Annotated in this window: 10 protein-coding genes; 3 read left to right on the top strand and 7 right to left on the bottom strand. The window is 68.5% G+C overall.

Annotated elements, in window-relative coordinates; genetic code table 11:
- Both ppx and AC6RA4_RS17795 read right to left on the bottom strand, forming a co-directional pair.
- The coding region (gene ppx / locus AC6RA4_RS17800) for an exopolyphosphatase (protein WP_500162654.1) at nucleotides 1–990 on the bottom strand (990 nt) is incomplete at its 3' end.
- A gap of 107 nt (nucleotides 991–1,097) precedes the next feature.
- Nucleotides 1,098–2,396, bottom strand: a complete 1,299-nt coding sequence (locus tag AC6RA4_RS17795; protein ID WP_500162652.1) for a flagellin N-terminal helical domain-containing protein — start codon at nucleotides 2,394–2,396, stop codon at nucleotides 1,098–1,100.
- Nucleotides 2,397–3,013: 617 nt separating this feature from the next.
- Between AC6RA4_RS17795 and AC6RA4_RS17790 the strand changes: the two genes are divergently transcribed.
- Nucleotides 3,014–3,451, top strand: coding sequence for a glyoxalase superfamily protein (locus tag AC6RA4_RS17790; RefSeq protein ID WP_500162650.1), 438 nt, complete (start codon nucleotides 3,014–3,016; stop codon nucleotides 3,449–3,451).
- A 69-nt stretch (nucleotides 3,452–3,520) separates the two neighbouring features.
- Here AC6RA4_RS17790 and AC6RA4_RS17785 read toward each other — a convergent pair whose 3' ends face one another.
- Genes AC6RA4_RS17785 through AC6RA4_RS17775 form a run of 3 tightly spaced genes read right to left on the bottom strand, consistent with a single transcriptional unit; the run spans nucleotide 3,521 to nucleotide 7,514 of the window.
- Nucleotides 3,521–5,695 carry an RNA degradosome polyphosphate kinase gene (locus AC6RA4_RS17785; protein ID WP_500162648.1) on the bottom strand — a complete coding sequence of 725 codons (2,175 nt, stop codon included), beginning with the start codon at nucleotides 5,693–5,695 and terminating at the stop codon, nucleotides 3,521–3,523.
- Nucleotides 5,696–5,745: 50 nt separating this feature from the next.
- The gene (locus AC6RA4_RS17780; protein WP_500162646.1) at nucleotides 5,746–6,447 is read right to left on the bottom strand and encodes a P-loop NTPase family protein; all 702 of its coding nucleotides are present in this window, start codon (nucleotides 6,445–6,447) and stop codon (nucleotides 5,746–5,748) included.
- Complete coding sequence (locus AC6RA4_RS17775) at nucleotides 6,444–7,514, bottom strand: AI-2E family transporter (protein ID WP_500162644.1); 1,071 nt, start codon at nucleotides 7,512–7,514, stop codon at nucleotides 6,444–6,446. The genes AC6RA4_RS17780 and AC6RA4_RS17775 overlap by 4 nt, the downstream gene beginning before the upstream one ends.
- 179 nt (nucleotides 7,515–7,693) lie before the next feature.
- Here AC6RA4_RS17775 and proS point away from each other — a divergent pair, with 179 nt between their 5' ends.
- Nucleotides 7,694–9,031 carry a proline--tRNA ligase gene (gene proS / locus AC6RA4_RS17770; protein WP_500162642.1) on the top strand — a complete coding sequence of 446 codons (1,338 nt, stop codon included), beginning with the start codon at nucleotides 7,694–7,696 and terminating at the stop codon, nucleotides 9,029–9,031.
- A gap of 78 nt (nucleotides 9,032–9,109) precedes the next feature.
- Nucleotides 9,110–9,730 (top strand): DUF2937 family protein, encoded by a 621-nt coding sequence (locus AC6RA4_RS17765; RefSeq protein WP_500162640.1) that lies wholly within the window; start codon nucleotides 9,110–9,112, stop codon nucleotides 9,728–9,730.
- Between the two features lie 195 nt (nucleotides 9,731–9,925).
- On the opposite strand, the gene glmM is transcribed toward AC6RA4_RS17765, so the two are convergent.
- Both glmM and folP read right to left on the bottom strand, forming a co-directional pair.
- Nucleotides 9,926–11,269: a phosphoglucosamine mutase gene (gene glmM, locus AC6RA4_RS17760; RefSeq protein WP_500162639.1), complete on the bottom strand. Its 1,344-nt coding sequence runs from the start codon at nucleotides 11,267–11,269 to the stop codon at nucleotides 9,926–9,928.
- Nucleotides 11,259–11,857, bottom strand: a 599-nt coding sequence (gene folP, locus AC6RA4_RS17755; RefSeq protein WP_500162637.1) for a dihydropteroate synthase, incomplete at its 5' end; no start/stop codon positions are given. The genes folP and glmM, both read right to left, overlap by 11 nt.

The following is an 11,857-nucleotide window of genomic DNA, read 5'->3' as shown; positions in this document are numbered from 1 at the left end:
CAGCGGGTCGCGGTCGCGCAGTTTCTGCGGCATTTGCTCGTAGAGCAGCCCCTCGCGGATGCCGTAGGAGGAGATCGCGATGCCGGCGGGCGAGAAGGTCTCGATCAGCCGGGCCAGCACCTCGGCGGCATAGGGCACGAGGCTCATCCGGGCCGACGAAATCGAGCAGGCGCCGCGCAGCGCCTCGAGATCGGCCTTCTCGATGAATTTCAGCGTCTCGGCGACCGCGTCCTTGTCCATGCGGTATTCGTGCAGCACGTGCAGGGGATAGCCGCGGCGCTCCATGTCGATGCGGGCGATGGCACGCCACGAGCCGCCGACGAGGAAGAGCTGCGCGTCGCGGCGCTCGATCACCTCGGCGAGCTTGTCGATATGCTTGGCGATGTGCTTCTCGCGGGCCTTGCGGCCACCCTCGAGATCCTTGAAACGCAGCGGCCCGAGGGGCGAGGTCACGCGGCGCCCGACCTGGCCGTCGGAGAGCTCGGCCAGCTCCATCGAGGAGCCGCCGATGTCGCAGATCAGCCCGTTGGCACCGGGCCAGCCCAGAAGCACCCCCTGCGCCGAGAGCCGCGCCTCTTCCTCGCCGTCGATGACCCAGATCTTGAGCCCGGTCTGCTTCTCGATCTCGGCGCGGAAGGCGGGTCCGTCCTCGGCCTCGCGCATGGCGGCGGTGGCGACGGCGGTGAGCGGCGGCAGGTCCATCCCGCGCGCCAGCGTCTGGAACCGGGCCAGCGCCGACAGCGCGCGCGCCTTGCCCTCGGGGTTGAGCCGCCCGGTCTCGGGCATGCCGGCGCCGAGGCCGCACATGATCTTCTCGTTGTAGAAATAGGCCGGGCTGCGGGCTGCGCCGTCGAAGACGACAAGCCGCACCGAGTTCGAGCCGATATCGACGACCCCCACGCGCGACAGGCGTCGGGCCTGCGGATCCTCGAAAAGCGGGCGGCCGAAAGGCCCCCAGTCGCCTTGGGCGGAGTCGCTTTGTCCGTCCATCTGCATCCCCGGCTGTGGTCCGCCCCCGCTCTATCACGCTTCGGGCGCGTGGCGAAAGCTCTTCCTTGGGGCAACGTCGAGGGGGCCCGGGAGCGTTCCCGGAAGGATCAGCGGAACAGCGAGAGCAGCACGCCAGGGGCGCCGTTGGCGATGGACATGGCCTGGATCGCCAGTTGCTGCTGCACCTGAAGCGCCTGCAGTCGGGCCGAGCTTTCCTCGAGATCGGCATCGACGAGCACGCCGATTCCCGAGGTCATCGCATCGGTCAGGCTGTCATTGAAGCTGGTCTGGGTCTCGAGCCGTCTCTGGTCCGAACCGAAGGCCGCGGCGGCGTTGGTAGAGATGTCGATCAGCCCCTCGATCGTCGCCAGCGCGTCGGCGGCGCCGGCGGCGGTGCTGACATCGAGATCGGCGAGCCGTTCCAGCCCGCCGCCGATGGTGTTGCCGGCATCCGCGTCCAGCGTATTGAGCCGCACGGCGATGGTGTCGCTCGCGGTGGTGACCTCGGAGGCGATGCTGAGCGAACTGCCCGAGGCCTGCACCTGCAGGACGGAGCTGTCGATGCCGCTCCGGCCGGCATAGCTGGCAAAGCCGAGCGACAGGTTCGAGAGCACGTCGCTGATGCCGTCGCCGTCGCGGGCGACATAGGAGATCGGCGCGCTGGCCATCTCGGCGCGCGACTGGCTGGCGCCGGAGGTGGTGCGCAGATCGGCCTGCACGAAAGTCGAATCGTCACCGTCAGTGCCGTAGAGCGACAGCGAGAAGGCCATGCCGGCACTCACCGTGATGCCGCTGGCATCGAGCGTGGCGCTGCGGGTGAGGTTGAGCGTGGCGGTGACGGCGGCGGCGCTGTAGCTGCCGCCCGAGGCGGTGATCGTGCTGCGCGCGGTCGAGAGATCCTGCTTGCCGATGCTGATGTCGACGCCGCGCACGCCTTGCGCATCGCGCTGCAGGAAGCCCAGCACCTGCTCGCTGCCCGAGCCCTCGGTGGTGTCGCGGTTGTTCAGCAGGTTGAGGCCGTTGAACTGCGCCGCCTCGACCACGGCGTCGATCTGGTCGCGCAGCGAGGAAACGGTGTTCTGGATCTTGCCGCGGTCGACATTCTCTTCCTGCGCGGTGACCACCTGTCCCTTGATCTCGGTCAGCAGGTCGGTGATCGTCTCGGCGCCGCTGCGCGCCACCGCCAGCGTGGCGCCGCCAAGCGCGAGGCTGTCGGCCACCTTGCGGTAGCCCAGCACGTCGGCCTCCATGGTCTTGGCGATGGCCCAGACCGCGGCGTTGTCCTCGGCGCCGGCGACGCGGCGGCCGGTGGAGATCTCGGTCTGCACTTCGGCGATGCTGGTGTTGATGCTCTGAAGGGTCATCAGCGCGATGGTCGCGCTGTCATTGGTCAGGATACTGGACATGGGGTGCCTGTTCTCGGGGATGCCTGTACGGGGGCTGTTCGGGGAAAGCGCGCGGTTCGCGCGAGACGGGCCCGGGTCGGGGCATTCGAGGCAGCGATTTCGCCGCAAGCGGTGCGTCGCCCGGACCGGAAGCCGAGACAGTCCACGCCCGCGCCGCCGCCCCCATGGCGCAGCGCTCAGAGTGAGGGGCGGGGGTAAAGCGGCGGCTAAGGAAATGCGGCAACGGGAAGGTGATTTGGCGGCAGTTTTGCGGCGCCGTGGCTGGCCGTCGCCCGCAGGGCCTTGGCGCAGGCGTTGGGAGGCGGGCCGCAAGCTTGCCATGCGCCCGGATCCCGCGTATGCACGCGCCAAGGTGCCGGGCACCTGCCGCCTGCGGACGCAAGTCTCGGTGAAGCCCGGAGCAAGACGACATCTCACCCTCGATGCATTTCGCTGGTGGGCAATGCAGGCTCCCTCCCGCTCCGAAATGCCTCTTACGAGGAGATTGCGATGTCTGTCCGACGCGCCAAGCCATCCCTTGCGGACCGCTGTCCGCCCCGCCGCGACCGGCGGCCCCGCCGGTCCGCCCCCCGTTTCGGGGGCCGCGCCTTACCGGGCACCGCGCCCCGGGAGGTCGCATGACACCGGCCATCCTGACCCTCGACGCCGCCAAGGCGCAGGCCAAGGCCCTGCGCGAGGCGCTTGCCGCGCGCGGCACCGCGATCAGCCATTCGCAGGCGCTTGAACTGGTGGCGCGCCAGCACGGCGCGCGCGACTGGAACACGCTCCATGCCCGCCTGTCGCAACGCAACGCCCCACCCGAGCTGGTGCTCGGCGACCGGGTCTCGGGGCGCTATCTGGGGCAGGCCTATCGCGGGGTGATCGTGTCGCTCGCGGGCACCGGCAACCACCGGCAGGTGGGCATCAAGCTCGACGCGCCGGTCGATACGGTCAGCTTTGCGAGCTTCTCGAACTGGCGGCACCACCTGCGCGGCACCATTGACGCCGAGGGGCGCAGCCCGCGCCGGACTTCGGACGGGATGCCGCAGCTGACCGTGGAGAAGGCGCCGTCCTGAGCCGCCCACATTCCCGCAAACGAAAACGGGCCGCATCCCCTGCGGCCCGTGTCGCGATTTCCCGAAGGCTCAGTCCTCGCCGTGGGTCAGCTTCGGCACGTCGCCGGCGCCGGCAGAGCCGCGCCCCGAGAGCGAGGGGTTCTCCATGAAGAAGCGGTGGCAGCTGAACGGGGTCTCGCCCTCGCTCACCGGGTGGCGGGCGAACTTGCCTGTAGGCTCCATCACCCAGCTTTGCGCGGTGTCGGCGAGGTTCGCCGCCATGATCTGGCTGACGATCTGCGCCTTCACGGTCTTATTGAGGATCTCGACCCCGGTCTCGATGCGGCGGTTGAGGTTGCGCCCCATCCAGTCCGCAGAGGACATGAAGACCCGCGCCTTGTTGTGCGGCAGGCCGTGGCCGTTGCCGAAGCAGGCGATGCGCGAATGCTCGAGGAAGCGGCCGATGATCGATTTCACCCGGATGTTCTCGGACAGCCCCGCGATGCCGGGCTTGAGGCCGCAGATGCCGCGGATCACGCAATCGATCTCGACCCCGGCCTGGCTCGCCGCGTAGAGCGCGTCGATCATGTCGGGCTCGATCAGCGAGTTCATCTTGAGCCAGATCTTCGCGGGCCGCCCGGCGCGGGCGTGCTCGGCCTCGGCGGCGATCAGCTCGAGCATCTTGGGCTTGAGCGTGTGCGGCGAGATCACCAGGTTCTCCATCCCCTCGGGCATGGCGTAGCCGCTGAGATAGTTGAAGATCTTGGCCGCGTCGCGCCCCAGCGCCGCGTCGCAGGTGAAGAACGACAGGTCGGTGTAGATCTTGGCGGTGATCGGGTGGTAGTTGCCTGTTCCCCAGTGGGTGTAGGTCACCAGCTTGTCGCCCTCGCGGCGCACCACCTGAGAGATCTTGGCGTGGGTCTTCCATTCGAGGAAACCATAGACCACATGCGCGCCCGAGCGCTCGAGACGGCGCGACTGGCGGATGTTGGCGGCCTCGTCGAAGCGCGCCTTCAGCTCGACCAGCGCGGTGATCGACTTGCCCTCCTCGGCGGCCTCGCAGAGCGCCTCGACGATGGGCGAGTCCTTGGAAGTGCGGTAGAGCGTCTGCTTGATCGCCACCACGTCCGGGTCGAGCGCCGCCTGCTTGAGGAAGCGCACCACCATGTCGAAGGTCTCGTAGGGGTGATGCAGCAGCATGTCCTTCTGGGCGATGGCCGAGAACATGTTGCCGTCGTGGTCCTGCACCCGCTCGGGCACGCGCGGGGTGAAGGAGGGCCAGAGCAGGTCGGGGCGGCTGCTCAGCACCAGCTCCTTGAGATCGGCGATGCCGATCATGCCGTCGAGCTCGATGACCTCGTCATCGTCCACGTGCAGCTCGTTCTGCAGATTGCGGCGCAGATCCTTCGGCGCGCCGGCGGTCATCGTCAGGCGCACGACCTCGCCGCGGCGGCGGCGCTTCAGGGCGACCTCGAACTCGCGCACGAGGTCCTCGGCCTCTTCCTCGACCTCGAGATCGCTGTCGCGCAGCACGCGGAAGCCGAAATGGTCCTTCACCCGGTAGCCGGGGAACATGCTCTCGATGTGCAGAAGCAGCACATCCTCGAGGAAGATGAAGCGGTGCTGGCCCTCGGGGGCGGGCAGCGCCATGAAGCGGGCGATCTGGTGCGGGATCGGCAGCAGCGCGTCGCGGGTGCGCCGGTCGCGCTTGCGCTCGAGCGAGATCGCGAGGCAGTAGCCCATGTTGGCGATGAACGGGAACGGGTGCGCCGGGTCGATGGCCAGCGGCGACAGCACCGGGAAGACCTGGGTCAGGAAAGCCTGCTCGAGATGCGCGCGGTCGGCCTCGTCGAGCTCGTCGCGCGGCACGATGTCGATGCCCTCGGCGGCCAGTTCGATCTCGAGCGCGTGCAGCACCTTTTGCTGATGCGCCATCAGCTTGCGGGCATCCTCGTTGATCAGCACCAGCTGCTCGGCGGGCGTCAGCCCGTCGGCGGCAGGGGTGGTCTTGCCGGCATGGGCCAGCTCGCGCAGGCCGGCCACGCGCACGGTGTAGAACTCGTCGAGATTGGTGGCCGAGATCGACAGGAAGCGCAGCCGCTCGAGCAGCGGCACGCGCGGGTTCTCGGCCTCTTCGAGGACGCGCCAGTTGAAGCCGAGCCAGCTCAGCTCGCGATTGTAGAAGCGACCGGGACCTTCGAGGTCGAGCTCGGTCATCTCGGTCGGGGCAGGCAGCGGGGCCTTGAGGAAATCGGCGATACTCATGTGGGGCTTATGCGCGTCCATTTGAAACAGGTTCGTGACGGTCATAGGGATTATTCTGCCCCCGGGCGCTGACCTGGATCAAGCCGCGCGAGGATGTCGCGCGCGAGGCTGCGGGTGATGCCCTTGGGCCGCCCCATGGCGTTGGCGTCGAGCGCCGTCACCAGTTCGCGCGCCATGGCAAAGCTGCGCGGCATGTGGCGCACCAGATAGGGGATGACCTCGGGGGCCGGGACGCATTGCCGGTCGGCCAGCATCTTGGCGATCACGGCGGCCAGCAGCGTGTCGTCGGGATCGGGCAGGGTGGCGGTCTGGGTGCCTTCCATGCGGCTCTTGAGATCGGGGATCACCAGCGGCCAGAGCGACGGCGCCGCGCGCGCGGTGACCAGCAGCGGCTGGCGCTGCGCCAGCGCGAGGTTGTGCAGGTGAAAGAGCGCCTCCTCGGCGGCACGGTCCCCGGCGATGCGGTCGCCATCCTCGACGCAGACCGGCGCCATGGCGAGCGCCGGGATATCGGCCTCCGGAAGGCTCGAGGCGGGTACGATGGCGGCGCCGGTCTCGGCGGCCCAGACATGCGCGAGATGGGTCTTGCCGGCGCCCGAGGGCCCCACCAGCACCATCTTGCCATTGGGCCAGCTCTGCCAGTTGTCGAGCAACGCCACCGCCAGCCCGTTGGACTGGCCGACGAAATAATCCTCGCGTCCCAGCGCGGCGCGGACCGGCAGGGGCAGGGGAAGCTGGTCGGGGGTGATCATCCTTGTTCCTCGTCCGTCTCGAGGCCGCGATAGAGCCGGCTGTCCTTGTACTGCTCGACGAGGAAGCGGGTGACGACCCCGAGCGCCGCCGCCAGCGGCACCGCCACCAGCATGCCGATGAAGCCGAACAGCGAGCCGAACACCGACAGGCCGAGGATCAGCCAGACCGGGTGCAGCCCGACCGAGCTTCCGACCAGTTTAGGGGTCAGGAAATTGCCCTCGAGGAACTGGCCGAAGAAGAAAACGCCCGCCACCGCGGCGATCCAGATCCAGTCACCCCAGAACTGGAACAGCGCCAGCCCGATGGCGAGCGCACCGCCCACGATTGCGCCGACGTAAGGAATGAAGGTCAGCATCCCCGCGATCACGCCGACCACGAGGCCGAAGTTCAGCCCCACCAGCCACAGCGCCAGCGCGTAATAGGTGCCGAGGATCAGGCAGACCGAGCCCATGCCGCGGATGAAGCCCGCCAGCGTCTTGTCGATGTCGCGCGCCAACTGGCGGATCACCGGCGCATGGTCGCGCGGCAGAAGGTCGTTGACGCGGGCCACCATGTTGTCCCAGTCGAGCAACATGTAGACCGCCACCACCGGCACGATGACGAAGAGCAGCAGGATGTTGATCACCGACATCGCCGAGGTCAGCACCGCGTCGATCAGCTGCGCGCCGCGCTCCTTGATGGTGTCCCCGATCGAAACCAGCGTCTCGCGCACCGGGCTGCCCTCGACCATGATCGACGGGAAATGGGTGTTCAGGAAGGTCTGCAGCTGGCGGAAGAGCTCGGGCGCGGTGTCGATCAGCTGGCTGGTCTGGCGCACCAGCGCCGGCACCACCGCCAGCGCGAGGATCACGAAGATCAGGATCATCGCCACGGTGATCGTGCCGGTGGCCATGCTGCGCGACAGGCCCATGCGCTCGAGCCGGTCGGCCACCGGGTCGAGGAAATAGGCCACCGCGCCGCCCACCACGAAGGGCAGCAGCACGTCGCCCAGGAACCACAGCATGACGATGAAGATCGCCGCCGCGATGCCCCAGTATTTCAGCTGTGTCCGCACCGGCAGCGCCATGATCCGCCATTCCCTTTTGAAAACGTATCCCTACATCGCGTCTCGCGCGGGATCTTGCAAGGCTGGGCTGTGCCTGACGGGCCGGGGAAACGCCATGGCCTGCAGCGCGGCCTCTTGCTCTTGCGCGGCCCTTCGCATACGCCATCCCGGACCGTTTTCCAGCCCGGGAGCCCCGCCTCATGCGTCTGAGCCGCTATTTCCTGCCCGTCCTCAAGGAGACGCCCGCCGAGGCGCAGATCGTCTCGCACCGCTACATGCTGCGCGCCGGCATGATCAAGCAGGCCAGCGCCGGGATCTATTCCTGGCTGCCGCTGGGCTTCAAGGTGCTGCGCAAGATCGAGAACATCATCCACGAGGAACAGGCCCGCGCCGGTCACATCCCGATGCTGATGCCGACGATCCAGTCCGCCGAGCTGTGGCGCGAGTCGGGCCGCTACGACGCCTACGGCGCCGAGATGCTGCGCATCACCGACCGCCACGACCGCGAGATGCTCTACACGCCTACCGCCGAGGAGCTGATCACCGACATCTTCCGCGCCAATGTCTCGTCCTATCGCGACCTGCCGCTGACCATGTACCAGATCCAGTGGAAATTCCGCGACGAGATCCGCCCGCGCTTCGGCGTGATGCGCGGCCGCGAATTCTACATGAAGGACGGCTACAATTTCGACCTCACCAAAGAAGACGCGCTGCACGCCTACAACCGCCACCTGGTGAGCTACCTGCGCACCTATGAGCGCATGGGCCTGCAGGCGATCCCGATGCGCGCCGACAGCGGCCCGATCGGCGGCGACGACACGCACGAGTTCCTCGTGCTGGCCGAGACCGGCGAGTCGGAGGTGTTCTACGACAGCGAGATCACCGAGCTGAAATTCGGCGACCGCGCCATCGATTACGACAGCGTCGAGCAGTGCCAGGCGGTGCTCGAGGAGTTCACCTCGCGCTACGCCCGCACCGACGAGACCCATGACGAGGCTCTGTTCAACCAGATCCCCGAGGAGCGCCGCCGCACCGCGCGCGGCATCGAGGTCGGCCAGATCTTCTATTTCGGCACCAAGTACTCCGACGCCATGGGCGCCACGGTCTCCGACAAGGACGGCAACCAGGTGCCGGTGCACATGGGTTCGCACGGCATCGGCGTGTCGCGCCTCTTGGGGGCGATCATCGAGGCCAGCCACGACGACAAGGGCATCATCTGGCCCGAGGGCGTGACGCCGTTCCATTGCGGCATCGTCAACCTCAAGACCGGCGACGCCGAGGCGGACGCGGCCTGTGAGAAGATCCACGCGGCACTGATCGCGCTCGGGCTCGATCCGCTCTACGACGACACCAACGAGCGCGCCGGTGCCAAGTTCGCGACGATGGACCTGATCGGTCTGCCGTGGCGCATTACCGTGGGCCCGCGCGGGCTGAAGAACGGCGTGGTCGAGCTGACCTCGCGCCGCACCGGCGAGAGCGAGGAGCTGCCGCCGGAAAAAGCGGTCGCGAAGATCGCGGCGATCTACGGCGTCTCGTAAGCGTCGGCGGGCCTGACAGGCCCGCGGATTCGCGTTAAGATGCTCCAATGGCCCCGCAGAGGGCCGTTGGAGGCAGTCATGATCACACGGGCCATTGCCCTCGCCGCCGGGCTCGCCGGCGCGGCTGGGCTTTCGCAGTTTCCCGAATTCACCCAGCAATACGTGCAGCGTCTCGGCGGGGCGGTGGACGAACTGTCGCGTAGCGTCTCAGCCTTCGACCGCGATGCCGCGGCGCTCGGCCTCGACAGGGAGGCCGCGCTCGGCCAGCTCGCCACCGGTGGCGCCTTCGGCGCGGCCCGGGCCGAGACGATGCACGAGACGCTGGCGCGTCACGCGCGGCTCTCCGGCGATCTCGCTGCGCTCGAGGGCAAAAGCGCGCTCGCGCGCGTGCCGCTGGTGATGCATTTCGCCGACCCAGAGATCGCCGAGCGGACCTGGCAGAGCTACCGTCCGGCGGTGCCGGTGACCGCGGAGGGCGCGATCTTCGCCGGCAGCGGTTTTGTCAGCGGCTGGCTTGCGGCGGCGTTCCTGCTGTCGCTGCTCAGCCTGCCCTTCCGGCGCTCGCGCCCGCGCGCCCGTCGTGCGCGGATCGAGCCGGTGCTGCATCGCCCCATGCCAGCGGAGCGCGGTCCGAGACTTCGTGCCACCAGGGGCGCTGCCCCTGCGCGCGCCGGCGCGCGCTTACCCCGGGATATTTAGAGCCAGAAGAAGACAGGAGGTCTGTCCCGGGTTTCTTCTGGCCTCAAATATCCCCGCCGGAGGCTGCCGGAGGGTGCCGCCTTCGCGACGCGGGGAGGGTGCGTCAGGCCAAAGCCGCGCCGAGACGACGGGCCTGGCCCGGCGGCGAGACACCCTGTGCGCGCTGGCGCGCGCTGCGTGATGAGATGGTGCGGATCAGACCGCGGCCTTGACCTCGGCGACGATGCCTTCGACCACCTGGCTCAGCAGCGCCTCGTCCTCGCATTCCGCCATCACCCGGATCAGCGGCTCGGTGCCCGACTTGCGGATCAGCAACCGGCCCTTGCCCGAGAGCGTGGCCTCGGCCTCGGCGATGGCGCCCTGCACGCTGGCCGCTTCGAGCGGCGTTTGTCCGGCGGCGAAGCGCACGTTCTGCAGCAATTGCGGCACCGGCTCGAAGCTGCGGGCAAGGCGCGAGGCGGGCAGGCCGGTGCGGACCATCTCGGCGAGGAACTGCATCCCCGCCATCAGCCCGTCGCCGGTGGTGGCGTAATCGGTCATCACGATATGGCCCGACTGCTCGCCGCCCAGGTTCCAGCCCTTCGCGCGCATCGCCTCGACCACGTAGCGGTCGCCGACCTTGGTGCGCTCGAGCCGCAAGCCGCGGCCCGTCAGGAAACGCTCGAGCCCAAGGTTCGACATCACCGTGGCCACCAGCGTGCCGTCCTTGAGCCGGTCTTCCTCGGCCCAGCGGGCGGCCATCAGCGCCATGATCTGGTCGCCATCGGCGATGGCGCCGGTCTCGTCGATCAGGATGATCCGATCGGCATCGCCGTCTAGGCAGATGCCCACGTCGGCGCCATGCGCGACCACCGCCTCGGCCGCGGCCTGCGGCTTGGTCGAGCCGCAATTCTGGTTAATGTTGAGGCCGTTGGGCGCGGTGCCGAGCGGGATCACCTCGGCGCCGAGCTCCCAGAGCACCTCCGGCGCGGTCTTGTAGGCGGCGCCGTTGGCGCAATCGACCACCACCTTCATGCCGTCGAGCCGCATGCCGTGGGGCAGGGTGCCCTTGACCCGCTCCTGGTAGCGGAAGCGGCCGTCGTCGATGCGCTTGGCGCGGCCGATATTGCCCGACTGCGCCGGCGCCACGCCGGCCTCGACCAGCGCCTCGATCTCGGCCTCGGCCTCGTCGGAGAGCTTGAACCCGTCGGGGCCGAAGAACTTGATGCCATTGTCGTCGGCCGGGTTGTGGCTGGCCGAGATCATGATGCCGAGATCGGCGCGCATCGACGGCGTGAGCAGCCCCACCGCCGGGGTCGGCACCGGACCCAGCAGCAGCACGTTCATGCCGGTCGAGGTCAGGCCCGCGGTCAGCGCATTCTCGAACATGTAGCCCGAGAGCCGCGTGTCCTTGCCGATCACCACCCGGTGCACGCCGCCCTTGTCGCGGCGGAAGTAGCGCCCGGCGGCGGCGCCGATCATCAGCGCCATCTCGGCGGTCATCGGGAAGGTGTTGGCGGTGCCGCGCACCCCGTCGGTTCCGAAAAGCTTACGCGTCATGGCCTGCTCCTGCTCCCTGTTCGACCGCCTGCCACAGCGCAATGGCCTGGCGGGTTTCCGCGACATCGTGGACCCGGAAAATCTGCACCCCCTGCGCGATCCCGGCGAGCGCCACGGCGATCGAGCCGGGCGCGCGTTTCTTCGGATCGGGCGCCTCGCCGATGCGGCCGACAAAGCCCTTGCGCGACACCCCCAGCAGGATCGGACAGCCGAGCCCGTGGAACAACGCCAGCCCGTTCAGCAGCGCGAGGTTATGCGCCTGCGTCTTGCCGAAGCCGATGCCCGGATCGACGACGATCTTGTCGCGCGAGAGCCCCTTGGCCTCAAGCATCGCGACCTGTGCGTCGAGGAAATCGTAGACGTCGAGCAGCACGTCGTCATAGCGCGGCGCGTCCTGCATGGTCTCGGGGCCGCCCTGGCTGTGCATGATGCAGACCGGCAGGGCGTTCTCGACGCAGAAATCCGCGAGCGCGGGATCGAAGGTCAGGCCGGAGACATCGTTGACCAGCGCGGCACCGGCGCGGATCGCCGCCTTGGCCACTGCCATCTTGCGGGTGTCGATCGAGATCGGCACGCCTGCGAGCGCCC

The sequence above is a fragment of the Salipiger sp. genome (assembly GCF_059781815.1).
The sequence above is the reverse complement of the archived record's forward strand: the minus strand, read 5'-3'. Positions and strand labels throughout refer to the sequence as shown.

Coding starts and splice junctions, on each gene's coding strand:
- AC6RA4_RS17795 (WP_500162652.1), bottom strand. CDS start 2,396: ATGTCCAGTATCCTGACCAATGACAGCGCGACCATCGCGCTGATGACC.
- AC6RA4_RS17790 (WP_500162650.1), top strand. CDS start 3,014: ATGACACCGGCCATCCTGACCCTCGACGCCGCCAAGGCGCAGGCCAAG.
- AC6RA4_RS17785 (WP_500162648.1), bottom strand. CDS start 5,695: ATGAGTATCGCCGATTTCCTCAAGGCCCCGCTGCCTGCCCCGACCGAG.
- AC6RA4_RS17780 (WP_500162646.1), bottom strand. CDS start 6,447: ATGATCACCCCCGACCAGCTTCCCCTGCCCCTGCCGGTCCGCGCCGCG.
- AC6RA4_RS17775 (WP_500162644.1), bottom strand. CDS start 7,514: ATGGCGCTGCCGGTGCGGACACAGCTGAAATACTGGGGCATCGCGGCG.
- proS (WP_500162642.1), top strand. CDS start 7,694: ATGCGTCTGAGCCGCTATTTCCTGCCCGTCCTCAAGGAGACGCCCGCC.
- AC6RA4_RS17765 (WP_500162640.1), top strand. CDS start 9,110: ATGATCACACGGGCCATTGCCCTCGCCGCCGGGCTCGCCGGCGCGGCT.
- glmM (WP_500162639.1), bottom strand. CDS start 11,269: ATGACGCGTAAGCTTTTCGGAACCGACGGGGTGCGCGGCACCGCCAAC.